This window comes from Bacteroidota bacterium, assembly GCA_016715945.1.
Taxonomy (GTDB): domain Bacteria; phylum Bacteroidota; class Bacteroidia; order Bacteroidales; family F082; genus JALNZU01.
Genome location: JADJXJ010000001.1, coordinates 2,413,886 through 2,439,713 on the forward strand (window position 1 = coordinate 2,413,886; position 25,828 = coordinate 2,439,713).

General features: G+C 54.6%; 16 protein-coding genes. All 16 read right to left on the reverse strand.

The window, feature by feature from the left end; translation table 11 throughout:
- Positions 1-49 precede the first annotated feature (49 nt).
- The 16 genes from IPM52_09490 to IPM52_09565 are packed head-to-tail and all read right to left on the reverse strand — an operon-like array spanning position 50 to position 25,781.
- Complete coding sequence (locus IPM52_09490) at positions 50-580, reverse strand: hypothetical protein (GenBank protein MBK9291843.1); 531 nt, start codon at positions 578-580, stop codon at positions 50-52.
- Between the two features lie 23 nt (positions 581-603).
- On the reverse strand, positions 604-3,024 hold the full coding sequence (locus IPM52_09495) for a glycosyl transferase family 36 (protein ID MBK9291844.1): 2,421 nt from the start codon (positions 3,022-3,024) through the stop codon (positions 604-606).
- A gap of 21 nt (positions 3,025-3,045) precedes the next feature.
- Positions 3,046-5,817 (reverse strand): hypothetical protein, encoded by a 2,772-nt coding sequence (locus IPM52_09500; protein MBK9291845.1) that lies wholly within the window; start codon positions 5,815-5,817, stop codon positions 3,046-3,048.
- Positions 5,818-5,840: 23 nt separating this feature from the next.
- The gene (locus tag IPM52_09505) at positions 5,841-7,166 is read right to left on the reverse strand and encodes an HAD family phosphatase (GenBank protein ID MBK9291846.1); all 1,326 of its coding nucleotides are present in this window, start codon (positions 7,164-7,166) and stop codon (positions 5,841-5,843) included.
- On the reverse strand, positions 7,163-8,590 hold the full coding sequence (locus tag IPM52_09510) for a phosphoglucomutase (protein ID MBK9291847.1): 1,428 nt from the start codon (positions 8,588-8,590) through the stop codon (positions 7,163-7,165). The genes IPM52_09505 and IPM52_09510 overlap by 4 nt, the downstream gene beginning before the upstream one ends.
- Positions 8,591-8,596: 6 nt before the next feature.
- Entirely contained in the window at positions 8,597-9,898 is a 1,302-nt protein-coding gene (locus IPM52_09515) for an FAD-dependent oxidoreductase (GenBank protein MBK9291848.1), read from the reverse strand.
- Positions 9,879-10,589 (reverse strand): N-acetylmannosamine-6-phosphate 2-epimerase, encoded by a 711-nt coding sequence (locus IPM52_09520; GenBank protein MBK9291849.1) that lies wholly within the window; start codon positions 10,587-10,589, stop codon positions 9,879-9,881. Before IPM52_09520 ends, IPM52_09515 begins: the two co-directional genes overlap by 20 nt.
- A gap of 3 nt (positions 10,590-10,592) precedes the next feature.
- On the reverse strand, positions 10,593-11,315 hold the full coding sequence (locus IPM52_09525; GenBank protein MBK9291850.1) for an FAD-dependent oxidoreductase: 723 nt from the start codon (positions 11,313-11,315) through the stop codon (positions 10,593-10,595).
- Between the two features lie 3 nt (positions 11,316-11,318).
- Positions 11,319-13,463, reverse strand: a complete 2,145-nt coding sequence (locus IPM52_09530; protein ID MBK9291851.1) for a hydantoinase — start codon at positions 13,461-13,463, stop codon at positions 11,319-11,321.
- A gap of 13 nt (positions 13,464-13,476) precedes the next feature.
- Positions 13,477-14,970: a citrate transporter gene (locus tag IPM52_09535; GenBank protein MBK9291852.1), complete on the reverse strand. Its 1,494-nt coding sequence runs from the start codon at positions 14,968-14,970 to the stop codon at positions 13,477-13,479.
- A 12-nt stretch (positions 14,971-14,982) separates the two neighbouring features.
- Positions 14,983-16,131 carry a family 10 glycosylhydrolase gene (locus IPM52_09540; GenBank protein ID MBK9291853.1) on the reverse strand — a complete coding sequence of 383 codons (1,149 nt, stop codon included), beginning with the start codon at positions 16,129-16,131 and terminating at the stop codon, positions 14,983-14,985.
- Entirely contained in the window at positions 16,128-17,558 is a 1,431-nt protein-coding gene (locus IPM52_09545) for a DUF5009 domain-containing protein (GenBank protein ID MBK9291854.1), read from the reverse strand. The genes IPM52_09540 and IPM52_09545 overlap by 4 nt, the downstream gene beginning before the upstream one ends.
- Positions 17,559-17,570: 12 nt before the next feature.
- Positions 17,571-19,307, reverse strand: coding sequence for a family 10 glycosylhydrolase (locus IPM52_09550; GenBank protein ID MBK9291855.1), 1,737 nt, complete (start codon positions 19,305-19,307; stop codon positions 17,571-17,573).
- 60 nt (positions 19,308-19,367) lie between these two features.
- The gene (locus IPM52_09555; protein MBK9291856.1) at positions 19,368-21,035 is read right to left on the reverse strand and encodes a DUF4623 domain-containing protein; all 1,668 of its coding nucleotides are present in this window, start codon (positions 21,033-21,035) and stop codon (positions 19,368-19,370) included.
- A gap of 37 nt (positions 21,036-21,072) precedes the next feature.
- Positions 21,073-22,548, reverse strand: a complete 1,476-nt coding sequence (locus tag IPM52_09560; GenBank protein MBK9291857.1) for a SusD/RagB family nutrient-binding outer membrane lipoprotein — start codon at positions 22,546-22,548, stop codon at positions 21,073-21,075.
- Positions 22,549-22,565: 17 nt separating this feature from the next.
- Positions 22,566-25,781 carry a SusC/RagA family TonB-linked outer membrane protein gene (locus IPM52_09565; GenBank protein ID MBK9291858.1) on the reverse strand — a complete coding sequence of 1,072 codons (3,216 nt, stop codon included), beginning with the start codon at positions 25,779-25,781 and terminating at the stop codon, positions 22,566-22,568.
- Positions 25,782-25,828: the final 47 nt, after the last annotated feature.

Here is a 25,828-nt window from a genome sequence, read left to right on the forward strand (position 1 = left end):
ATTATTAAATAATTTAAAATATAAACTTAGCTTTTCATATTTTTTTCAATTATGAGAGCAAAATTTGCAAAAGTGCGGCCCAGTTGCGGTAGGCCTCGGGGGTGAGGTGCAGGCCGTCGTTTGTGAAGCGATGTTGCAGCCGGCCGTCATGGCCAGTAAAAAAGGGGAAGAGATGCCAGTAGTCCACATCCAGGTCGATGGCCAGGGTGTGCAAGAGCTGGTTGTATTGCCGGATGAGGCTGTTGGGCCGGGGCGGATTGTGGAGGGTGGGAAAGAGTGAGGTAAGCAGGATGCGGGCCTCCGGAGCATGTTTCCGGATGCGGTGCACAATGCGGGTGGTATTGCTCAGGATGGATGCCAGGGGGATGTTGCGGGCAAGATCGTTGGTGCCCACGCAGAGGAACACATGTGTGGGGTTTGATGAAAACCAGTCGTCGCGTATTGCGTCGAACAATTCGCCGGAGCTCAGGCCCGAAATGCCATGATTGACGGCATTCATGCCCGGTAAGAAGGCTGCCAGGTCGAACCCTTCGGTGATGGAGTCGCCCAGAAAAAGCAGACGCTTTTCGTTGTGTTGCATAACTTTCGTTAAGATTTTTGCGATTAGCCCAGCACTACCTCCACCTCTATCCGTTCGCCGAGGTAATCCGAAGGGAGAATCCAGCTTCCGGGTTCAGCTTCAGCTCCGTTGATGCGCAGGTGTTTCACTCCCTTTCCACGTCTTTCAGGATTGAGGACATGTACGGCAATGGTTTTGCCCATGTACTTTCTGTTGATTTTTATTTCATTCCAGTCGGCCGGGATATTGGGGTTCACGGTGATGCCACGCAGCGAGGTGCGCAAGCCCAGGATGTGGTCGAGGCCGATGCGGTACATCCATACGGAAGTGCCTGTGAGCCAGGAGTGTGAGGCTTGCCCTTCGGTTTCGTGCTCACGGCTGGTGACATATTCCGAGAACACATAAGGTTCGGTTTCGTAGCGGTCGATCCCCACCGCAGCCGAGGAGTTCACAGGGAGCATTTTTCGGTAAATACGCAGCGCTTCGTCGGTTTTGCCATGCATAAGGGCGGCAAGCACAAACCAGGAGGAGGCATGGTTGAATACTGCTCCGTTTTCCTTTTTACCCGGCACGCAGCGCGAGATGAGTCCGATATCGTCTTCTACTTCACGATAGGCTGGCCACACAAGCTGCATTCCGGTTTTATTTTCCAGGTGCCGGAGGCAGCTGTTGAGCGCCTGTTCGGCCCTTTCGCGCGGGGCCACGCCCGATAGCACCGCCCACGACTGGCTGTTGAGAAAGAGTTTGCCTTGTTGCATGGTTGCCGAACCAACCACCTTGCCATTATCGCGGAAAGCACGCACGTACCATTCACCATCCCAGGCAATTTCGTTGACTACCGACGCAATGCGGTCATAGGCCGACTTCCATCGGGTATATACGTCCTTGAGCCCCAGGTGGTTAATTAATTCAAAGGTCTTTTCGAGGGCATAACACAAAAAGAAAGCGCCCCAAATGGTTTCGCCCTTGCCCTGTGGGCCGATGTGGTCGAGGGTGTCGTTCCAGTCGCCTTTTCTGATCCTGGGCAGGCCGCGTTCGGTGCATTCGCTGATGGCAAAATCGAGCGAGCGGATCATGTGCTCAAGCACGGTAGCTTCGCCTTCGTCGTAAAAGGGTACCACTTCGTCGAGTATGCTGAAATCGTGGGTTTCGTTGAGGTATTCGACCAGCCCGAACGATATCCACAAAGGTGTATCGCTGTGGTGGGTGCGCTCGCCATGGTTGGTCAGCTTGAAGAAGTTGTGCAGTGTGGAACCATCTTTGAACTGAAATTGCATGGCATTAAGCATGCGCTGGCGCACCCTGGCGGGTTCGACAATCACCATGCCCAGAATGTCCTGAAACTGATCGCGCATGCCGGTGCCAAAGAGCAGTCCACCGTGGTAATATCCGGAGTTTCGGGCCATGTCGAAGGTGACGGCGCTTTGGTATTGGTTCCAAACATTGAGCATCAGGTTGACGCTGTCGTCGGGGGTTTGCACCTGCACATGGCCAAGGTAGTTGTCCCAGTATTTGCGGACTGCATCAAACTGTTGTTCAACAAAATGCATGTCGCGGAATTGTTCGAGCTGAAGTGTGCGATACGGCTCCGGGTCGTCTTTTGAGGCCACCCCGAGCAGCACTGCAAAGGAGAAAGACGAATCCGGATCGAGCTGCAGGCGGGATTGAAGGGCCACAACGGGGTCGCCGGCAGTAATCTCGGTATCGAAACAGCTGCCGCGCTCGACGGCTATGGGGTTGGCCTCGGAGCGCCAGCGACCTGTGAAGGTATCGAGGCTGCCATCAAAACTCTCTACAGGCAGGCTGAGGCTGAAATAGACTTTGTAGCGCCAGTCGATATTGGGCTGTTCCACGGTAGCGGCTTTTTTGTTGAGCACCCAATAACGGCGGGTAGCCTCAAGGGTTTGCTTTTCGCGGTTGAAGCGGATATCGGTGAAGTGCTTGTCGTTGGGCTGGTTGATGATATCGTTCAGTGCATTGCCCATCATAAGTTCCTGAAAAGCAAACACCTGGATGTTGCGTGGGCGGCCACTCAGGTTTTGCAGCTGCACGTACCATACCTCGGCCAGGGTGTTTCGGGGCACAAAATAGGTGAGGGTAGCCCGAATACCCTCGTATTCGGTAGTGATTCGGGTATACCCCTGACCGATGCGGGCTTCATAAAAGTCATACTTCCGATCGGTGGTGGGTGCCCAGCTCAGCGACCAGTATTCTCCGGTTTCGGCATCGCGCAGCAAGACATACCGGCCTGGGCGGTCCCAGGGCTGGCAGTTGTAACGCATACGGCTGATGCGGTTGTCGCGGGGGGTGTCAACAAACGAGAATCCTCCGCCACCATGCGAGACCAGCCCGGCATAACGTTCGTTCCACATGTAGTTGAACCACGGACGGGGTGTTTCGGGGTTCGTGATCACAAATTCCCGGTAGTCGTCAGTGAAATACCCGTATTGGTTTTTGAACTTCATGATATATGGTTTTTTTGATTGTTATTCTTTTTGGAATTCAATGCTGAAGCTGAGAATCTTACCCGGCCCTGCCTCAACAACAAAGCCGTTGTTTTCGATAGTGCAGGCTTCGCCTGTGAGCAATTCTTCCAGGTTGACCGGCAAAGCGCAGCAGATGGGCACCGCAAAGCTGACCTTACCCTTGACGGTTTGCCTTGTGGGATTGTACACACGCAGGATGGCCGTTTGGGCTTTCCCGTTTTCGGGTTTTTTGAGGGCGCTGAATACCAGTCCCTCGCCCTCGAGCTGCATCAGGCTGATTTGCGTGCCAAGCTCACCCTTCAGGGGACCGGTCTGTGCCAGACGCAAGGGGTAGTTGAAGGCAAAGGCTCGTTCGTAAAGCCTGCCTTCGGTCCAATCACCCATGTGGGGGCAGATGGCCAGGCGGTAAGCGGAGAAACCAAGCATCTGTGCGCCTTTTTCGTAGCTGTAGTCCTGCGGGGCCGAGGGGTTGATTTTGTATTCAAAAGTGCGCAGGAGGGTGATGGCCAGGGTTTTGGCTTCGTCGGGCAGCACTTCGTATTCCTTGAGGCCATCCACCAGCACAGCCAGGCCATGTTGCCCGTCGCTCACATCCACAAAATGATGCATGGGATAGTCGTACATAGGCTGTTCAATCCAGTCGGAGGTATCTGGGCGATGGAGGCTGCGGCAGGGCACATCGAATTGTCCCTCGCCCCAGGAATACTGTGCAGCCGTCAGGCCGGTGGGCAACATCAGGCGAAGGCGGTGGCTCTCGCTCTGGTTGTCGAGCTCAACGCGGATGTGCAGGTAAGGTTCGCCGGACGCGAGAGCCAGATATAAAGCAACCTTATTTTGCTTGTATTCAGGGGTTTGCTTGTCGCGATCGGCAAGGGTGGCAGGCAAATTCAAGGTATGTTCCACCTTCACTTCCTGCCAGATGGGGCCATTGTGCAGCAAGTCGAGGCAGGCCTGGCTGCCCAGGGTTTTATTTACCGGACCTACAGGCTTGTGCACCCACGCATGACCGGCTTCGCCCTCGTCTTCGAGCCAGCCAATATTTGCGTAAACCTTGCCACTGGGCTTGTGTGTAAGCTGAAAGCTGCCATCGGCTGCAAACTGCACTTTGAGTGTCTCGTTTTCGAGCAGGCCGTTCCAGGGATTTTGCTCCGACATGGCCGGGGGCTCTACAGGTACCACTGCGAGGGCTTTCATGCCAAACTGTGGTATCTTGCTGAGCTTCAGCTTGATTTCGTAGCGCATCATATCGAAAAACATGGGCCGGTTGATCATCTGCTCGAGCACAGGTTGATGGTGGAAACGCTTCACCAGTTGGTGGGGAATCTCGTTGCCGTTTTGGTCGAGGATGCGTATCCCGCCCTTGTCGAGGCGCACCGGCACATCCACAAAGGCGTCCACCACCTGGGTAGTTTCGTAGGCTGTGGTGTTGATGGCGGTGAGAAAGATATTTGTACTTGTGGCATCTGCCAGCTCCCGGGTATTGAGTTTGTTCACCAGATGTTTGACGGCACGTTCGAACACCCCTTTAGAAATTTCGGTGACCTGCTTGTAGCGGCACATCATGTCGGCATGGATGGCATCGAGCGAACATCCACCAATGCTGTCGTGGGCAGAGTTTTGCACCAGCATTTCCCAGGCGGTTTCGGGATAGAGGTCGTTAATGTCGCGCCCCATCATGGCCGAAAAGATGTTGAATGGTTCGGCATAATATTGCAGCCACCGCTCTGCATCGAAGTTGGTCTGCTTGAGATACATGCGTGCAGAGGTGGTATAACCAAAGAGGTTACCGCAGCGGTTGTTGTTCTGGCTGCTGCGCCGCTCGCCGGTGACCAGCTTCAGTTCGTCCACATTCACCGATTCGAACACCAGCTGCGCATATTCCTCAAGGGTGGAGTGGCGCAGGTCGAGCCAGGGCATTCTGGCCCTGATGTCGCGTATGATGTCCACCGTGAGCCTGTTGGGGCCGGAGGAATCGTGCCCTTCCATCCATATCTTGTGCGGGGTGGTGAAATCGTCGGCCTGGTCGGCGATGATTTTTTCCACCTGTGGCACGAGGGTTTCGGGATAGTATTCGGTATGGGGCGAGATGATAAAATAGTCTTCGCCCTGTTGCTGGCGGTCGGCAAAATGGAAAGGGGTGGTGCCTTTGTTCCAGTTATATTCCACATCGTAAAAGCCTTCGTTGTGCACGGCAGGGCGGTAGATGTAGAAATAGAAATTGTAGCGCGGCATGGTGCTGAAGCGCGACGAGATCATGCGGGTGCCATCGGCGCCTTCCCAGAGAAACTCGGCTTTTGGACTATCGAGGCTGTTGATGCCCCGATAAAACATTATCAGGTTGATATTGAACTGCTTGTATATCTGTGGTAGTTGAGAGATTTGTCCCCACGAAAAAGGCGAGTACCCGATTTTTGAAACCCCTCCGTGGGCGTTGCTTACCTTGTGGCCGATGAGCAGGTTGCGGATGAGGTTTTCGCCCCCTACCTGGAATTCTTCGGGCAGGATGTACCATGGGCCATGCAGCAGTCGGTTTTCGCGGGTAAGTTGTTCGATCAGGGCACGGCGGTGGGGTTTAATTTCGAGGTAATCTTTGAGCACAATGCTTTGGCTGTCGAGGTGGAAGGCCCGATATTCCGGTTCTGTTTCCAGGATGTGGAGTACGGCATCAATCATATCCACCAGCATTTGCCTGTTGCGCTGGAACGTAAACCGCCATTCGCGGTCCCAATGGGTGTTGGAGATGACGTGAAACACTTGTTTTTTCTGACTCATTGTATGCTTGCTGGGTTTTTGTGTTACAAATCGAGGAAAAGGTTGTGTTCGAGGATCACCTGCGGTATGCCACCAATGGCGATGTGGGTGGCTGCTTCAAAGTTGTGTCCTTTGGTTTGGGCAAAAGGAACAGCCACACAGCAGCCGATACCGGCAGCGCGGATGGCCACCGTGCCACTCTGGCTGTCCTCGAAGCCTACCACATTGTCGAAATCGGAGGGTAACAAACCTGCTTTGTGCAGGGCAATGCTGTAAAGGTCGCGGTGGGGTTTCAGGCGAATTTCGTTCGAGTCGGAAGCAGTCACAAAGGCGTCGTACCAATTGTGGTAATCGTCGCATGCCCGGCAAATGAAGGCTTTACGCTCAGCGCTAAGCGCACTTTGGCTGATGGTTTCGGCCAACACCTGCATCACCTCGCGGATCACAATGTCGGCCTCGTAGAAAATGGATGAGGTGACAAGTCCCAGCTTTGCAGGTTGGGCAGCAAAATATGCCCCTAGTGACTTGATTCGTTCAACAAACAGATCTTTTTGATTTTCAGAAACTTCTTTGTCTGTGCTTTTGCGATAATCGTCGAAAAGCACGTCCGCCAGCAGATGGGCTTCGTGGCCCAGCCAGCCTTTGAGCAGAGGCAAAAGGAAGGTGATGCCGGGCATAGGCGAGATCAGGTGGCCGCCTGCATGGGCATGACCAAAGACCATGCGCTTCACCTCGGCGGAATTTCCACTGCTCAGGAGCGCCAGAATGCGGTGGTAGGTTTCATAATAAATGTCAATACCCAGGCTCACCAGCAAGGTGAAATCGCCCTGTTGGAGCAAGGGCAGAAGCTTGGCACTCAGGTCGGAAGGGACATCGGCAACTGCGATTGCGTTGATAAGATCTCCGAGTCCGGTTTTGCGGAGGTTTTGTATCACTTCCGATTTGCGCTGGGCATCGCGGCCATGCCTCAGCGTCCACCAGGCTGCCTCTGCAAAAGATTTTGCTACCCAGGCTGGGTCAATCAATGGCTGGTATTTATTCAGGAGATATTCCACATGCCTGGTGGTGCTGTTGCCGATGATGAAGGGCAAGTCGGCATGGTGGTCGATGCCTTCCCATTGACTTTTGTCCATCAGGCCGCTCATGCGTCGCACCATGTATTCGAGCGAATGGATGCAGAGCACTTCGGTGGTAGTGGTGGTGCCGTCCATATCCATCATGGCGGCGCTGAGGCCTTTGAGGCGGAAAATTTTCGGTGCCAGCGTATAATACTCCACCGGCGGATAAATGTAGCCGGGATTGCGCACCTCGGCAAACTCCCCGTTGTGGGCGGCGATGGATTGCATCACCGTATTGTGGTTGACTATCATAGGGTTTTTAATTCGTTTTGCAAGTTTTCAAAGAGGCTTTTTCCCTCGGCAAGCAGTTGTTGCACTTCGCTGTCCGACTGGCCTTCGGCATAAATGCGCACCATGGGTTCGGTTTCCGAAACACGGAGGAGCAGCCAGCGATCCAGGCCTTCGAGTCTGATTTTCAGCCCATTGATAATGCCCCGGCTGCTTTTGTAGGGTGTCATCTTATCGATGGCGAAGCCGGCCACCGTGGCAGGGGGAAGGTTGTACATGCTGGCAAGCACTCCGTGCCGCTGTTCGTTGTGGTTGTGCCAGTCGATGCGGGAATAGCAGATCTCGCCCAGCTCTTCCTTTTGCTTTCCGAGATATTCTGAAATATCGGCAAACCCATTACTGGCCAGCATCTCAAGCATCATCAGACCGGAATAGATCCCATCGCGTTCGGGCAGATGACCGCCAAAGCCAAAACCGCCCGACTCCTCGGCTCCAAAACATGCGCCGTTTTCCATCATGGCTTCTGCCACATATTTGAATCCCACCTGCACATCGATCACCTGATCATCGGGCACCAGGCGACGAAGCTTATCGGCCACCGATGCCGTTTTTACCAAGGGTCCCGGGCTTTGCCTGTGCAACTTGACGTAAGATGCCAGTGCCAGAATCACCTGCTGAATGTTGACGTACCTCCCCTGGTTGTCCACCACCCCGAGGCGGTCGGCATCACCATCCGTGGCCAGGCCAATGCCAAAACGGGTGGCTTTCATGTGCCTGCAAAGGGGTTGAAGGTTGGCTTCCGCAGGTTCGGCAAGGCGACCGCCAAAATCCGCAAGTGGCTCTGCAGCAATAGTTTGTGCGTCAATCTGGTGCTTTTTCAGCAATTGTTCAAGCAGGCTGCCTCCTGCGCCGTGCATGGAGTCGATGGCTACCCTGATGCCGGATTTCCGGATCGTGCCGAGGTCGAACGATTGCTCAAGGTGCACAAGATAGGCTTCAATCAGGTTGGTAACGGGCGGGGTTGCAGAGGATATCCGGACATGGCTCCGGCCCACAAGGTCTTCCACTTTTGCCGTTTCTTCGGTAAAGAACGGACTTCCGGCAGGTGATTTGAATTTGATGCCGTTGTATTGCGGGGGATTATGCGAAGCTGTGATCATCACGCCCGGCAGGCCAAGCCTTGCACAATGAAAAGAGACCACTGGCGTAGGTACAATGGTGTGGCTGAGCAGAGATTCTAATCCGTTGTTTTGTAATATGTTAGCAAACATTCGGGCAAAATCTCCCGATTGCTGCCGGCCATCGTAGCCCAGCACCACGGCCTCGTAGCCCTGGTACCGACAATAGTCGGCAAAAGCCTGAGCTACCAGCCCCACCGATTGCATGTTGAACTCGCTGCCCAAAAGTGCCCGCCATCCATCCGTGCCGAAAATTATTTTCTGTGTCATGATATATTATTCGAGGTTGTGGGCCAGATGTTCGCGGATGAGGAGGTAGGGCACCTGGTCGGCGGGTTTTTTATATCGCACAGCCAGGGCGGCTGCCACGCCACAGGCTTCGCCCGTGGCCGAGGCGGTGGGTTGGATGCGCAAGGCAGCATGACCTTCGCGCGTGGCCCCAATACACCGGCCTGCAACGAAAAGATTTTCTGACTCCGCTACCCTGAGCGAGCGCAGGGGCACTTCGTAATAATCGCCTTCCTGCAATTCGTCCATGCGGCTTTCTTCGCCTTTTTGTCCGTGAATATCAATACCATAGCAGGCTCTGGCCACGGCATCATCAAACTTTGCCCCCGAGAGCACATCGTGCCCGGTGACCATATATTGGGCCTGTGCGCGGCGCGTTTCGCGCACCCCAACCTGCACAGCCGTATCAATCAGGTAGGCCTGCTCGAAGCCGGGCACGTCGCTGTTCAGAAAATCGACAATCTGTGCCACCTGCCGGTGACCTTCCTGTTCGGCCTGCGTGAGGGTGAAGCTGGTTGTGGGATCGATGCCCAGGATGTTTGTGGTGTTGAAGGAGCCTTCGCCCGAGGATGGCAAAGTGGTAAAGAACACATAGTCCACATCGGCGGGGAAACGACCTTCGTCTTTGGCTTTCCTGATCAGCCCCTTGTAACCGGCAATGCTCACAATGCGTGAAAAGTCGAAGTTGAAATCCATCCAGGGCAGAAAATCTTCCGGATGACGGGCGCTGTATTCGGCTGTGCGCTGCACATCAATGCCTCCCATGCGGAAAAAGAGGGTCAGTGCCTGCAGCTTTCCGGTTTGCTCATCGCCTTTGAGCCAGGGAAATCCACCCAGGGCTACAAGCTGGGCATCGCCGGTGGTGTCGATAAACTGATCTGCTTCCACAATGCGATAGCCGGTGGGGCTCAGCAGTTTTATGCCGGTAATTCTGTCATTGTGGCGAAACACTTCCGTCACGTCGGAATTGTAGGCCAGATGCACCCCGGCATCGCTGAGCATATTGTTGGCCACGGCGCGGAAAGCCCAGGAATAGAAGCCATTATCAATCATTCCGCCAATGTGGCGCATGCGGTCTTCTATTTCGAGGTAGATGCCCCGGACCAGATTTTTGCCGCCGGTGACCGATTTCATAAAGGGCGAGACCATGCCGGCCGACGACATGCCACCCGGAAAGGGATAATGCTCAACCAGAAGCACCGAGGCTCCCAGCCTTCCGGCAGCCACAGCGGCCGAAATGCCGGCTATGCCGGCACCGGCAACGAGAATATCATATTTGTCGTATTGCATCGCTAAACCATTTGGTTATTGTTTGCGGACGTGTGATGGCGGTGCCCACCACCACTGCCCATGCGCCTTGTTTGATGGCCTGAGCCGCGAGCGCGGGCGTATTGAAACGCCCTTCGGCAATCACTGGCAAATGCTGTCCGAACTGTTTCACCAGCCGGTTAAGCAAGTCCCAGTCGGGTTGCCCGTGGTCGAAGTGAAGCGTTTCGGGGGTGTAGCCGCTCAGGGTAGTTGAAAGACAGTGGGCACCAGCAGAGGCGCAAGCCTCGGCTTCGGCCGGGGTGGCAATGTCGGCCATCACCAGTATGTCGTATTTCTGCACGATATGGCTGATAAACTGAGGGCCGGTCATGCCCTGGCGCCCGCGAAACGTGCCATCAATAGCCACCATGTCGCATCCTGCGGCAATGAGGGCCTCCACCTCCGATTCGCTGCCGGTGATGCGCACCATGCCATTGTCGAAGTACGATTTCACCAGGCCGATCAGGGGCAAAGGTACCAGGCTGCGGATGGCGGCAGCTTTGGCCACACCTTCGGTGCGAATACCCACAGCCCCGCCCATCATGGCCGCAACAGCAAACTTGGCCACATCGGCAGGGTTGTTGAATGGCGATTCGCCCTCGGCCTGGCACGAAACAATCAGGCCGCCCTTCAGCTCTTCGAAAATTTGTGTCGCTTTGCGCTTTGATTGCATAACTTATTGTTGCACAGGGATTATTTCGGGATAAACAGGTATCATCCTGATTCGGGAACGGTATTTGCTCCAGCCCTCCGTCGAGAGGCGGTTGAGTTCGCGGTTAAAGGTATCGTCGATGGCCCTTCCCGCCACCTTGCGCAAGGAGATGCTCACAAACCGGCCAATAGGGGTTTCCACATTGCGCACCAGGTTAAAGCCGGGTAAGCTCAGCGGCAGAGGATCGTTGAAAATGGCGTGGATGTACATGTTGTAATGTGCATCCGCATGAATGCCGCTCAACGGAATATTATCGGCATGGTCTTCAATGGCACCGGCAGTGAGTTCGAAAAAACCCTCGCGCCCGAAAAGCCTGAGCACATTGCCTTGCTCATTTTTCACCAGTCCGGCAGGCAGCACATGAAACAGCACCGGAAGTTCGGCCTTTGTGATCCACTCCCAGCATATGCGTTTAATAGATTCGGGATGTAGCAGTATGCCCGAGGGATTTTGGTTGAGCACGCCAAATGGCATGGCAGCTGCACGGCTCACAAGCCGCTGATCGAGGCTGTCTTCACCCTTGAGAGATTTGCCGAAAAAGGCTGCCAGCGATTCGGTGTGCTTACCGCCCGGAAAGCCGAAACGGGCAGCAAGCAGTACTTTTTTTCCGCTGTTTTTGAGGGCAATGGCACGTTCGATACCCCGCGGGCTGCTGCCCCAAACGATCACGTCGAAATGTTTGTCCATAATCTATTTTTTACGCACTGCCAGCACAATGGCAGGTTCCTGAGGTTCAATGCCTTTGAGGTCGTATTCGACCAGCGAGAGGATCTGGCCCAGCTCGAGCAGGCCCGACATATCCACAATTTTTCCCGAAACCACCACAAACACATCGGGCATGAGCTCGCCACCATCGCCATAGGAGCGCAGTTCGGCTATCAATTCCGACACCACGCCTTTCACGCCATCCACGGTGCTTTTGCGGAGCACTACATTGTCGAATTTCCGGCGCACGACCCCGTCGCTGGTGATGATGAGCGCCGGGCGGATGGTCTCGGCCACCAAACCAAAGAAATGTTTTTTGATGCGCTCGAAGCCCACCACAGCCAGCAGGTTGGTGCGACCGTACAGCTTCAGCTGATCGGGTTTTACTTTCAGGGCTTCGGCTGCTGTGGCCAGCAGATCGTTTTCCGGCAAAGCCCCGCCTTTGCGCTCGGTGCCCATTTCGCTGGAGCCTGTGGCCACAGCAATGACTTTTTTATTGGCATTGTCGATCTCTATCTGTACTTCGACCGACTCGGGGCTGGCGCCCATGGCTATGACCGACTCGTAGGCTTGCTGACGGATGCGGATGATGTCGCTTTCGGTGGGGTTGATGATGCTTCGTTCGACGGTGTCGCGTATCATGCCCATGGCAGCGCCAATGGCAGAGATCACCTCTGCATTTTGGGCTATCTCGTGTTTCATTTTCATATGTTTGGCGGCATGTGGCACAATGGCGCTGGCGCCTCCGCCTCCACCATAGATAACCACAAAATCGGGATCGAGTTTGTATTCCCGTATGAGGCCTTTGACTACTTTCTCCACCTTGCGCGAGGTGATATCGAGTATGCTTTCTGCCAGTTCCACAGGGTCGCTGTCCATGTGTTTGGCCACATTTTCCACGGCGCTTTTCACTGCCTTTAGGTTGGCTTCGCCATGGCCTACTGCTTTCACCAGTCCCAGGTAATAGGATGCAGCCGTAGGCGTAATGGTGTAGCTGCCATCGCTTCGTTTGATCTTAAGGTAGTCGGAGGGATCGCCTTTTTTTGGGCAGATGGTTTCGAGTTCGATGTCGGTAAAATCGTCGTTGGTGGCATAGGCCGAATAAGAGAGGTTGGCGATGTGGGCGCTTCGCGGACCTACGTCGTGCACTTTGTTTTTATGGAGCCTGGGCACCGAACCTCCGGCCACGCCAATGGTACGCACATCAATAGTCTTGACGCTCAGCCTGTTGTTGCCGATCTGGGCAGTTTTCACCTGCGGCATGCCGTTTTTGATGACCGAGATGTCGCTCGAGGTACCCCCCACCTCCACGAAGATGCCATCGGAAATCCGGGCATACATGAGTGCGGCAGCCACCCCGGCAGCCGGTCCGGAGAGCATGGTCAGGATGGGACGTTTGCGCATTTCGTTCACGTCCATGATGCCACCATCGGAACGCATCACCATCAGGGGTGCACTGATGCCGCTTTCGCGCACTGCCTGCTCGGTCATGTTGGCCGTTTCAATCATTTTGGGCATCATGCTGGCGTTTACAATAGCCGTACGGGTGCGCACCCTCATGCCGTAGAGCTGGCTGAGGTCGCAAGCTGCAGTAGCCATCACCCCAAGGCGCGCGGCCACCTCCAGCACCATCTTTTCGTGGTGGTTGTCGTCCGGACCAAAGGCCTCGCTTGCCACAAATACTTTGGCGCCTTCGGCCTGCATTTTTTGAATGGCAACTTCAACCTGGCGTTCGCTGACGTCGCTGTTGGTATCGAAAAAAGAGAATGACACGGGCAGTATTTTCCCGGGCGCCAGTTCAATATCGTCGAGCAGGGCCTGCCGGCGTGCCAACCTGCCCTCCAGACCCTTGCCAAAAGCCAGCACACCCACAGGCGCCACATCGCCCTCGAGCAAGGCATTGGTGGCCTGGGTGGTACTGTGGGCGATGAGCACAATTTCTTCAGGCAGAATACCGGTCTTTTCGATGAGTTTCTTCATACTGGCTACCACACCCTCGGCCACCCCCTGCCGGGCATCGTGGGTGGTGGGCACACACGCCTTGCCTATCACACTGAACGACTGCACATCCACGGCCACGGCATGCGTAAAGGTGCCTCCAACATCAATTCCTATCTTTATTTTTCTCATGGCACTTTCCGTTTCAGAAATACATTACTGCAGCAATGATCAAACCCAAAAAGGCAAAAACCCAGGCAAAAGGGAGGGTGTTGTAAAGTATCTTTTGCACGTCCACCTTCATTTCGTTGGCAATCCACACGTTTTGTATGTTGGTCGGGTCGCTGATGCCCTGCAACTGTCCCACCGACCACAGCATGCCCAGGATGGCGCCCGAAGGCATACCGGCAGCCATCATCACCGAGGCGATGCCAAATCCCATGCCCCACACATTGAGTGGCCCCCGGTAAAGCGCCAGCGGTGCAAGCAGGGTAAAAGTAATCACGTACATCAGGCCATTGGAAGGGATGATGGTTTTGACCAGCGGAATCATCAGGGTGCGCACCGGCCATTCCGGGGTACCATAGTGTGCCATAAGGTACTCGGGAGAAACTTCTTTAGGACCAAGCACAGCCACCAGCAACCATCCGATGCCAAACATCAGAATCACTGCCGGCATCACTATGGACGAACCTTCGATGAGCGATTTGATGAGCACGGTTTTGTGATCGCGCTTGTAGGTGATCAGATAGGCATACACGATAGCCAGAATGAATGCAGCCAGAAAATTGACGTGGAAAAACAGGATGAGTACCAGCGGAATCACAGGCGTGAAAATGGCCGTCCAGTGAATGGCTGCCCGGGCACTGCTGCGATGCAAAAAGGCCCTGTATATGGCATTGGCATAAAGCAGGACAATGATGGCCAGAAAAGCATAATAAAACACCTGGCCTGCAGTATGGATGATGGGTTGGAAGCCGGGCATGGTGTTGAGCTTCTGGATGCCCCAGATTATCACTCCGATGCCAGCCGCAGAAATGGCCATCATGCCCAGATTACGTGCAATGTTACCGGCGGTGAGCGAAAATCCGTCGCGATAAAGCTGAACCACGATATAAACCAGTGACCCGCCAAACACTACTCCAAAAAGCGAAAGGATAAACCTTACCACTTCCCACTGGGTGAGGCCCAGCGAGTTCATGTAAAGCGACCAGTTGCCCACATTGAACATGCCCCCAATGTTGACGCCCATGAGCATGATGACGCCTGCGGTGAGCCGGCCAATGCCTACCGAGGTGAGAATGGGCAGCACAATGGCACCCACCATGATCATGGCACCCAGTCCACCTAAGGTGGTGAACAGCAGGATGATAAACAAAAACATCACCAGGGCTATGACCAACGGATTGTCGCCCGAGAGCTCCGCGCCTTTTTTGATGAAGCCTTCGGCTATGCCGGTTTTTTGCATCATGATGCTGAGTACGCCCCCGAACATGGAGATGATGATGGGTTCGGTTAGACGAAACGAGCCCTCACCGATCACATAGGTGAAAATATCGTCGGCCGATAGTCCGGCAACCAGGGCAATTAGGATGGCCAGCACCGGCATGGCCAGCAGGGCCGGCCAGATGCGCTTGGACATCATGCCTGTGATGAACAGAAAAACTACCAGCAGCGCTATGCCTTGCACGATTTCCATAAGAAAATGGTTTCAGGGTTTGTAAATGGCTTTCAGATCGTCTTCGTAGCGGTGTAGCCCTTCATAGAAAAAGAACACCTCGCCATTCAGGCCCATGCGCCGGTTTTCCTGAATCATGTAGCGGAAATAGGCCTCCGAAGGTTGCCAATCGCCCACACGGATAAGCACGCCAGGCACCAGCAGATGGCGTTTTTCGGGGAGGATGTAGTTGTAAGTTGCTTCGAGGGTGCGGGTGTAAAAGGCGCTGTCTTTGCGATAAACCTGGGGTACCACCATATCCACCCAGCCGAAATTGACCCAGGTGGGCCAGTCCTGAAGATACTCCTCCTTCGACCAGGGGAAGATGCTGGGCGACATGCTGACAATGCATTCGGGCCTGATGGCTTTCACTTCCTTGTAAAGCCTTTCAGCAAAACGGTTGAGTATTTCGGCCCGCCACTGCACCCAGTTGAAGTCTTTGTGGTATGCCGGAGGTTCCTGCCCGAAGTTGTCGGCTTTGTAGGCCTCAATCACAGCCGGATTGTAGCCGCCCTCGCTGGGCATGGCCGGCAGGCGGTCGTCGCCCTGAATGCCATCCACTTCATAATTCTTCACCACCTCGAGCACCAGCGAAAGCATAAAGTCCTGAACTTCAGGATCGAGCGCATTCATCCATTCGAAACCGTTTTTGGTGGTCAACCGGCCCTGTGCATCGAGCGATGCCCAATGGGGTTTCTTTTGCAACAGGATGCCGCCATTCTCGCCATAACTCGACGAAAACCCAAACTCGAACCAGGCTATGACCTTGATGCCGTACTTTCTGGCCTCGTCGATCACTTCCTGCAGCGGGTCACGACCGATGCCCTCCGGGTCGAGCTGCGGGTCAATCTCATAGCCGGTGAGCTCTTTCATCACCTGCGAGCGATACATAGTCATGGCTTTGTTCCATGTAACCACAAAAATGGTGTTCAGTCCGAGCTCGTGGCATTTTTGCACAGCCTGGCGCACATTTTCGGGGGTGTAGAGGGCATCGCTGGCCACGTTGGTGAGCCACACTCCCCGCACGGGCTCGCTGTAGCCCAACACAAATTTCTCTTCCTGAGCTGCAGGTTGCTTTTCAGTCACCGGAGCACATGCCATGGCTACCAGCACAACTAAAAACCAAAGAATGCTTTGTCTCATGTCTTCCAGAACAATTTTTTATTTGTAAACCATTGTGTTGCAAACATCATCATCAAGGTCAGTACGAGTCCGCGCAGCACTCCCAGCCAGGGGTGGGCCAGGTGCCAGCGATCCATCCAGGACAGAATGTGCACAAACTGCAACAGGGGTGCAATGGCATAGCTCACCACCACATAACCAATCATAGGGTTCATACCCGTGTTGGCCAGAAGCGATAATCCGTTTTTCCACCTCTGGCGCTCAACTGCCTGCCTGAGTGCAAGCAGCGAGAAACCCGAAAGCGCCGCAGTGACGAACAAATAGCTGTAAGTGGAAGGGTCTTTTTTAATTCCGCCCTCCCATGCCTCAAATGCGGTGCCGATGAGCAGCCATGCATAGCTCCAAAGGGCAATGTGGAGGTCCTTGCCCTGAAGTCCGGGCAACAATTGCCTGCGCCTGATCAATAACAGTCCGAGAATGATGTTGAACGCCCAAAACCAGCCGGTTTCACGTGCCTGCAGTGCCCAGGTGTTAAACACTACCGTTATGACAAAAACCAGGGCAGCGCGACTGCCCACAGCCGGCCGGGCTTTGTTGCTCAGCAATATGTCGCCTGCAAGTGTGCCGGGAATGAGAATGAGCAGGTATTTCAGGAATTCGGGATTGTAGAAAACCGTTTTATTGAGGTCGCCAAACGCACTCAAAAGCTCCTGCAGCCAGGGCAACCAGGCCGATATCAATTTCGCCGGGCTCAGGCTCCACAGCCATTGGTTTACCGAACCTTCCACGCCATGTGTGAGCCTCAGCACAAATACCAGCGCCATCACGGCCAGCCTTGCTGTGGGATTGGTGTGGGTGAACAGCCAGATCAGGCCACCAAAAAAAGCCAGATTTGCAAGTACCAGCATGATGATGTCGTTCTTATTGAACGAAAAAGCAAGTCCAAACACACTGTGTCTGACAACTATAAGCGTGATAAGCAAAACGTAGCCTGCAGCTTCGGCCAGATGTTGATACCGGTCTGCGAAAGGCAGCCGGCCGAACGCCAGAAAAAACCCGGCAAAGGAAAGTAGCGCTGCCAGCCAGGGATAATAGCCTTCCACGCCAGGATAATGCCAGGGCGAAAGCTGACCAAGCAGCACGGCAAAGACAAAAAGTCGCATGGAACGTACAACCAGCTTGCGGACTATTGCGCCAAACCCGGCTCCCTTGTGTATGAGTCCGCCGAGCGAATATGGGATTGCCACTCCCATGGCAAAGATGAAAAAAGGGAACACCAGATCCACCCAGGTGAGGCCGGGAAGCCCCGGGTTGAAGGTAAAATCCGGAGGAGCTATCTGGGCATGAAACAGCCATGCCGGCAATTCCGAGTTGCGCGAGATGGTACCCGAAAGCACCATGCCCACAATGGCCAGCCCCCTCAACACATCCACACTGCGTTCCCTCATGCCGCGATCTGGTCAGAAATTGGGGAAGATGGCCGGAGCAGGATACATGGCTTTGATAACCTTACGGATGCGTGCATCTCCCAAGGGTGTGTTGTAGAAAAACGACTCACCCGGAATACCCACCTGCCGGTTGTACTTGATTTGTTCCGCAATGAGTTCAGGGTCGGTCAATCCGGCAGAGCCATAGAGAATCAGCCCCGGAGCCAGCCGTTGTTTGTTGCCATCGCTGTTGGCCATAAAATGACTCAGCATCTCGTCCACCGTGGAACGGTAGCCCTGCAGGGTGTAACGATAACACTGCACCATCATGGCCTGCACGTTGTTTTGGCTGAGCCATACCGGCCATTCCTGCATCAGGTTTTCGAATGCCCAGGGGTAGGGATTGGGAGAGGAAGCAACCAGCACATGGGGTTTGGCAGCCTTTACGGTTTGATACAGGGTTCCGGCAAAGTTGTTGAGGATGTTGGCCCGCCAGCGCACCCACGACCATGCATTAGGGTCGTTGGGCGGGTTGGCCCCATTGTGTTCGGCCTTGTAACGGTTCACGGTGTATTCGTCATATCCGGCATTGCGGGGCATGGCTGGCAAACGGTCGTCGCCCTGCACACCGTCGATGTCGTAATTATTGACGGCCTCCATGATGAGGTCGAGAATAAACTGCTGTACTTCAGGATTATAGGCGTTATAGTAAAAATCCGTGTTGTTGTAATTGGCAGGTTGACCGGCATTGTTGATGCCCACCCAATGCGGATGCACCGCCAGGATGCGGTCGTTTTGCGGATTGGGCGCCGAACCCCAGCGGGCCATGAAACCGTATTCGTACCAAAGAATGACTTTCAGTCCTTCGGCATGGGCCACCGTGATCAGGTCGGCCAGCGGATCGTCGGTAAGGCCGCTGTAAGTGGGTGTGAACATGCCCTCGCGTGCATTGGAATAAGTGGAATTGTTCGCCAGGGTCTGACTGGGATAAAGGGTACGTGTTTTTGCCCAGGCACACACATACAAGGCATTGAAATTAAGCTCTTTAGCCATAGCCACACCTTGCTGAATGTTTTGCAGACTGGTCAGAAAAGGCGTGTGCGTGGGGTCAGGAATCCAAAAGCCACGAATGGCAGTTTCCTGGGGCAAAACTGTGGTATTCAGGGTGTATGGTCGGGTGCTACCATCTTCGGCTGTCACAGTTACAGTCAGGGGCTGGCTCAGGTTGACCATACTGCCACTGGCTGGCTGCACGCTGGCAAATGGAGACACATCAAACTCTACGAGCACTTCATTAAGGTTGGTACCGTATGGAACTTCCAGGCTGATGTTGCTTCCGCTGATCTGGCCGGTGCGAAACAGGTCGGGGAAACGCACAGCAAGCAACTGGTTTTCGTTGCTGGCCTGGTAGGTGACCGTAGCTGTGTAGCGCACCACTTCGGCACCTTTTCGGAGCGAGAATTCGAGGGGATTGCTGAAATCGTAGGAAAAACCGGAAGGGGGTGTCAGGGTAGCCCCCTCGGTGAAGGTCACAGTAACCTGCAGGTTTCTGATGTTGGCGCTGCGCGGCACAGCACCGGTGATAGTTTTTGTTTGCTGGTTGATTGCAGCTGCAACGGCTGGATTCAGACCACTGAAAACAAAGCTTTTAATCATCAGCGTATCCACAGGATCGGGGTCCGGATCGGGCTTGGGCGGGTCGCTTTTCTTGCAAGCCATTGCACTGAGCAATCCGAGGATCAGAAAAAACTGCAGCAGGTTAGCCTTCATGGTTTGAGTTTTTAAAGGTTGGCGGAAGCATGTTCCGCCAACCTGATTTTTGGTCAATAACTAATTCGAAAACTGGTGTACAATAAATCCATTGTTCAGACCGAAGCTCATGGCCCTGGGTTTGCCATCGGCGCCGAAGCCTACCTGGTGTGTGGCTCCTACCCACACAGCGGCTGCAGCCCCAAAGTTGTGACGGAACACGCGTTTCTGGGCTATGTTGTTGTTGTTCAGGCTGCTGAGTTTCTGAACAATGCCAGTGCCTTCGGTAATGTTGATTACGTCGTAATAGATACCCTTGTCTTCGGCGGTGGAACCCTCCCATTCGCGGTTGACTACGTAGGAGAGGTAGAGGCCGCCATTGTATTCCCAGATACGGAAATCGTAGGAACGCGACTGGATCATGGGTTCGGAAGATTCGTAGAGGAAGGTGCCGTCGAATTTCATTACGGCCACACCCATTTCGGCTCCGGTCACAAGCAGCTTATCGGCTTCGCCGGGTACAGGGCTCACGCGACCATACTGCCCCATGCGCAAAGCCACGGTGGGCGTGATGGGCAGGATGGAAGGACCACTGACCTCTCCATTGTTAAAGCTCCAGACATAAAACTCACTGGCATTGTTGGGCCAGGCAAAGTTGCTGGCGAAGATGTAGCCGTTCTGGGGTGGGTTGCCAATTACCGAAATGGCATCGCCCAGACGGATGTTCGATGCGGGAACGGTATAGCTCAGCACAAGCTCAGTTGTGGGGTCGTCGCGTCCATCCCACTTGTACACTTTAAACACCTGCTCGGGGTTCATCACCATGTTCGAGAGGAAGATCTTACCATCCACCACTCGCACATCCGAGAGCAGCCAGGTGCCCCCCGAAACCACATCAGTCAGGGGCATTTCGGCCGGGTCAGCCGTTGGCGCATTCATATCCCACACATAGAGATGGTTGCCATCCTTGCGCGAGGCGGCATACACATACCGTCCGTCGAATGCCAGGCTGCGGGTGTTTTCGTTGTTGATGATCGAAGGCACCAGACCCGATTTGCCGCTGCGGTCGAGCAGCACCGTGGTCTTGGTGGGGTCGAAACCAGCCTGAATCACATTGGCCACCACATTGTAAACGGTGTTGGTGCCGGCATAGGATACCGTGATGGTTTTGGCCGAGCTCAGGTCAAGGGTATCGCCCTGGCCCGAAGTCGTATAAGTAGCTCCGGCAGGTTGCAGGCTGATCTGGCTGATCACCGCCTTGAGGTTCTGCAGTACGTTGATGGTCACAGTGATGCGCTTCTCGCCCTGGTTGATCTCAGAAGGATACGTCTCGCCCGAGCTGTACGACTTGAAGCTGATTGCAGATATAACGCCCGAAGTTGGAGCTGCCCTCTCGACGGTGACGCGGTAAGTGCTCGAAGCTTCGCCATTGGTAACCACAAAGTTACGAGCCTGGGTAAAGTCGAGAGGCGTTCCGGAAGCGGGAACCACCTGTGCGCCATCCGAAACTTTGATGTCGGGTATGAGGGCGGTGAGGTTGGTCTCGAAAGGCACTTCTACAAGAATGTTGAGGTTTTCGATCACGCCTTCCACGCGCTCATTGCCTGCCTGTCCGGCATTGGTGATGGCAAAGCTGGTGATCTTGGCTTCTTTGGGTTCGGGTTTGGGATCGTCTTTTTTGCATGCGACGATGGTGGTGAAAGCGATGAGCAGCATCGCCATCCAGTTGACTAATCGGTTCTTGATCATAGGTTTATTTTTTGGGGTGAGTGATTGGATTCATAGTTTACCTGCCGCCATCCCACCAAACGCGGGTGTATTGGCTGTCGCCTCCCATACGGGCCACTGCGGCATTGTAGTTGTCGGCATTGTTCTGGCGTTCGTAGTCGGGAAAGGGTTTGCGCCTGGGCATCTGTTCGTTGCCGGGGAAGGTGTACACCGGCTGGCGCATCTGGGGCACGCCCGTCTGGCGCACCAGGCTCCAGGCCTCATGGCCGTTGGGGTACAGGGCTATCCAGCGCTGGGTGTAAATCTGCTCCAAAGCCCTGGCCGGATCAAACCTGGCCGGTCCATTCAGATAGGCATTGATGGTATCGCTGCCAAAGATGCCAAACTGATTAAACGAAGCAACGATGCCTTCGTTGTAAAAAGCTTCGGCGCTGCCGGGCAGGTAGCCTTTCTGCGCAGCTTCGGCCTTGAGGAAACAGCTTTCGGCATAGCTGAGCAGCACATGCGGGGTGCGCTCCTGCAGGAAGTAAGGGCCGATGTCGCAGAAATCGGGTTTGAAATGGCTGTCGCGCTGTTCGCTTAGCAGCGAGTGGGGCTGGCCGTTGGGCAAACCCACATACTGACCGGCAGCATTTGGCGCGGCAAACACAAACAGCCTGGGATCGTTCAGGTTGTTGAGAATGTCGAACATGGTCTTGCTCAGGCGCACCTCATCCCAACCGGCTACAAAAGCCAGCGGGTTTTTTACATGGTAGGTGGGGCCGGCCGGGTCGGGAATAATTCTGGCCGCCTGCTGCAGGCTGGCAATGGTCAGGGCCGGGTCAATCTGCTGCAGTCCGGGAAGGATTTGCGATGCAAATTCCGGTGTGTTGGATGCCCGCAGTGCAATACGCAAATAAAGTGTGTTGGCAAAGCGTTTCCAGTTATCCAGATTGCCTTGATAAAGCACATCGGCAGGCCCATAACCCGGGTAGCCAAAACTTTGGTATTTCTCGATGTTGGCCACAGCCTCGCGCAGCTCTTTCAGCAGGTCGAGGTAAATGTCTTTCTGGCTGTCGAAAGGCGGCTTAATTTCTTTAAAGGCCTTGAAATAAGGCATATCGCCGTACATATCGGTGATTTGCTGCACCAGATACACATTCCAGATGCGGGCCACATTTTCTTTGATGGGATTTTCGATTTCGCGCGAGAGGTTCATCACGTGATAGTTGTAGTGCATAGGGGCAAAGTTGGCACGCGAGTAATACCATTCCCATACTTCGTTCCAGGCACGGGGCTCATAGTTGTCGGAGGTGAAGTTGGCTCCTACCTGAATGTTGGCAAAGTGCTGGGCATAAACCGATCCGCTGATCTGGTGCATCCATTGCCAGATGCCTACGCTCAGGCCCGAACCTGTGACCAGAGATCGTGTAAAAAGCGGCGCCGGGTCGATGCGGGTGCTGGTGGTCTTGGGCCGGTCGAGTTCTTCAAAGTTTTTGGTGCAGGCTGCCAACATCAGCGCAACCAAACCAAAGGATAATATCTTGTTTTTCATGGCTTTCGTATCTGAGGTTAAAATGACAGTTTGAGGCTAAGTCCCATGTTTCGCATCTCGGGGTATGCGTAGATTTCATATCCCGGATTGTTGCCGGTGCCAAAGGTGGACTCGGGGGAGATGTTCTTGGTTTTGCGCATCAGATAAGCGATATTGTTGGCAAAAGCCGATATCGCGAGCTCGCTGAAGGGGGTGTTTTTAAGCTGCTGGCTACCAAAGTTGTAGCCAAGGTTCACCGAGCGGAAGCGGATATATGAGGCATCATACACAAAAGCTTCGTGAATGCGCGACACGCGGTCCCAATATTTCTGAGGGTCAACGGCAAAGGTGCCTTCCACACCGTTTTTCACTCCTGTCACACGGAAGCCCAGGTTGAAGTCTTCGGGACGGATGTTCGGGTCGCCGGCATCCTGGGCCAGTTTAACTGCCCGGTACCACTCGTCGCGACCTTCGGTGGTGAATCCGAGTGTGCCGTATTCTGCGCCGACCATATTGGTCACCGAGAACAGCTGGTGACCGAGCTTGCTGTCGAATTGCAGGCTGGCAAACCAGCGTTTGTATTCGAACTGGCTGTTGAGGCCCATCAGGTATTTGGGGGTGGCATTGCCGATCACATTGTCGTCGAGAATGGCGCCCGAGGGAGCTGTTTTAAGCCTTGGCAGGTTTTCCGAATCGAGCACAATGCGTCCTTGCGCGTCGCGCTCAAAAGCAGTTCCCAGCATCACGCCGGCCGGCTCACCTAATCGGGCCACCACACGCATGCCGGCCACACCGCCCTGCGTGATCAGATCAATCTGGTCGCTGAGTTCCTGCACCTTGCTCCACTGGCGGGTGAAGTTGAAACCTGCCCCCCAGCGCATAAGCGGCTTGTAAATAATTTTGTAGTTGGCAGCCAGCTCAATACCGGTATTGTTGACAAAGCCTGAGTTGATGAAACCAGAGTTGAAGCCCGAGGAGGGTGGCAAGGGGTTGTTGAAGATCTGGTTGCGCGTACCTGTTTGATAAACAGCCAGGTCGGCACTCAGGCGGTTTTTCCACATGGCCAGTTGCACCCCGGCCTCTTTGCTCACAGTGTATTCGCTGCGCAGGTTGGGTTCGGGCCTGTCGGCATTGAAGAAACCATAAGGCAGACCGTTGAACTGGTTAGGTGTGGTGCCGTATTGAAAGTAGCGCTGGCCGGCAATGTTGCCGCCCGAACCTACTCCGGCCCAGGAAGCGCGAAGCTTAAACAGGTCGATGGTTTCGGGCAGGGCAAAGGTTTCATTGAGCAACCAGCTCAGGCTAACCGATGGGTACTGATACGACCAGTATTTTGGAGAAAGCACCGAGGTCCAGTCGTTGCGGAAGGTCAGATCGAGGAAGACCATACGGCGGTAGTCGGTGCTCAGCATGGCATACAGCGAGTGGATGCGGATATCCGTCAGGCCATTCGACACCACGGGGTTCACAAAGTTTTGAATCACATAGGGGCCGTATTCGTTGATCAGTCCGCTTTCCGACGAGGCAGAGAGGCCGCGGAAGCTGCGCTGCATGATGTTGCCGCCTCCCGAGATGCTCAGGAAAAATTTATCCATCTGCTTGCTTCCGCTCAGCAGGAAGTCGTAGTTGCCTTCCATCACCTGCAGTCGCTGGAAGCTGCCTGTGGCTTTGCCTTCCGATTTGTAATAGGTCTTGTCGGCAGTGATGCGCTGGCGTTCGTCGTTATAGAAGTCGAGGCCGGCTTTGGTGCTCAGCCTGAGGTCGAAGCCCAGGTCGAGGAGTTTTTTCAGGTCGAGGTTCAGGCTGGCAAAGCCCATCATGCGGTCGCGACGGTCGGCATTGGTGTTGCGGTACACCGCCCAGTAGGGGTTGTTGAGCAAGGGAGAAGAAGCAAACACCGGGTCCTGGTTCAGGCTCAGGCTGCCGTCGTCGTTGCGGCGGTAGCGGCTGGTCCAGACCACGGGATATCCGGCCACAGTGCGATAGGGGTCGAGTTGGTCCAGACCCACCGAAACCGGCTTGAGGTTGAACAGATAGATAGGGTTGTCGGGCGAGCCGGCCAGATTAGGACGATTGCGGGCCGACTGGTTGATGTAGTTGGCACGTGCATCGAAGGTCAGAAATTCCGAAAGCCTGGACTCGTACCTGAGGTTGAACGACTTTTTGTCGAAGCGGTTGGTGGGGATCAGGCCATTGTTGCGGTTCCACGAGGCCGAGAAAAATATGGCGTTGGTTTCGCCTCTTTTGTCGATGCTCAGCGAATGATCCATGTTGAAGTCGTATCGGAAAAACTCATCATAAGGATGCTTTTCCACCGGATTGAGGGTCTGATTTTCGTCCAGAAAATTGGTCACGGTCTGGCCGCTCATCTTCGGTCCCCAGCTGCGCGGGTTGAGCTGGCCGAAATTGCCTCCCGAACCCTGGGCATACAATGTCTGAAAATCAGGTTTGATAAGGGGATGCTGGGTGCTGAACAGGGTTTGATAGCTCACCCCGAGGCCTTCTTTGCGCGAGCCGCTTTTGGTGGTGATGATGATGACCCCATTCTGGCCACGTGCACCATAGAGTGCCGAGGCGGCACCACCTTTGAGCACCGAGATGCTCTCGATATCATCGAAGTTGATATTGTTGATGGCACTGCCATAGTCGAAACCGCCAAAGAGGCCGCCCGAACTGCCGCCTGAGTTATCCACCGGCACACCATCAATCACAAACAAAGGGTCGTTGCTGCCTGTCAGCGAGTTGGCCCCACGGATCAGGATCTTCTGCGACCCCCCTGCTCCGCTGCCCGATTCGCTGATCTGCAATCCGGCCACCTGGCCTGCAAGCCCGGTCAGGGGCGAGATGCGGTTGGTTGTCTGCAGGTTGGCAGCATCCACCTGTTGCACCGAATACCCCAGGGCTTTCGATTCGCGTTTGATGCCCAAGGCGGTCACCACCATCTCCTGAAGCTGTTGCGCAGCTACCGACAGCACAACCTCAACCTGGCTTCTGCCCTGCACATTGATGCGCCGGGGGGTATAACCCACATAACTCACTTCGATCTCTTCGCGGCCGGCCGGCAATTCGAGGGTAAACTTGCCGTCAAAATCGGTGGTTGTGCCCACCAGGGTTCCGGTTACCACAATATTGGCACCTGGCAAGGTCTGGCCCTCGGTGTCGCGCACCACCCCGCTCAGTGGCCGCTGCGCATAAAGCCCGGCACCAAACAGCATCAGGACCACCAGGACGATGTTTTTCAAATATTCTTTCATGCCGTGTCTGGTTAATTGTGAAATGTTATTGTTTTGGTTCTGGTTTG

Bases quoted from the DNA above. Each gene is read 5' to 3' on its own strand.
- IPM52_09520 (MBK9291849.1), bottom strand. From the start codon at position 10,589: ATGCAATCAAAGCGCAAAGCGACACAAATTTTCGAAGAGCTGAAGGGC.
- IPM52_09515 (MBK9291848.1), bottom strand. From the start codon at position 9,898: ATGCAATACGACAAATATGATATTCTCGTTGCCGGTGCCGGCATAGCC.
- IPM52_09495 (MBK9291844.1), bottom strand. From the start codon at position 3,024: ATGAAGTTCAAAAACCAATACGGGTATTTCACTGACGACTACCGGGAA.
- IPM52_09560 (MBK9291857.1), bottom strand. From the start codon at position 22,548: ATGAAAAACAAGATATTATCCTTTGGTTTGGTTGCGCTGATGTTGGCA.
- IPM52_09565 (MBK9291858.1), bottom strand. From the start codon at position 25,781: ATGAAAGAATATTTGAAAAACATCGTCCTGGTGGTCCTGATGCTGTTT.
- IPM52_09555 (MBK9291856.1), bottom strand. From the start codon at position 21,035: ATGATCAAGAACCGATTAGTCAACTGGATGGCGATGCTGCTCATCGCT.
- IPM52_09510 (MBK9291847.1), bottom strand. From the start codon at position 8,590: ATGACACAGAAAATAATTTTCGGCACGGATGGATGGCGGGCACTTTTG.
- IPM52_09545 (MBK9291854.1), bottom strand. From the start codon at position 17,558: ATGAGGGAACGCAGTGTGGATGTGTTGAGGGGGCTGGCCATTGTGGGC.
- IPM52_09530 (MBK9291851.1), bottom strand. From the start codon at position 13,463: ATGAGAAAAATAAAGATAGGAATTGATGTTGGAGGCACCTTTACGCAT.
- IPM52_09500 (MBK9291845.1), bottom strand. From the start codon at position 5,817: ATGAGTCAGAAAAAACAAGTGTTTCACGTCATCTCCAACACCCATTGG.
- IPM52_09535 (MBK9291852.1), bottom strand. From the start codon at position 14,970: ATGGAAATCGTGCAAGGCATAGCGCTGCTGGTAGTTTTTCTGTTCATC.
- IPM52_09490 (MBK9291843.1), bottom strand. From the start codon at position 580: ATGCAACACAACGAAAAGCGTCTGCTTTTTCTGGGCGACTCCATCACC.
- IPM52_09550 (MBK9291855.1), bottom strand. From the start codon at position 19,307: ATGAAGGCTAACCTGCTGCAGTTTTTTCTGATCCTCGGATTGCTCAGT.
- IPM52_09525 (MBK9291850.1), bottom strand. From the start codon at position 11,315: ATGGACAAACATTTCGACGTGATCGTTTGGGGCAGCAGCCCGCGGGGT.
- IPM52_09505 (MBK9291846.1), bottom strand. From the start codon at position 7,166: ATGATAGTCAACCACAATACGGTGATGCAATCCATCGCCGCCCACAAC.
- IPM52_09540 (MBK9291853.1), bottom strand. From the start codon at position 16,131: ATGAGACAAAGCATTCTTTGGTTTTTAGTTGTGCTGGTAGCCATGGCA.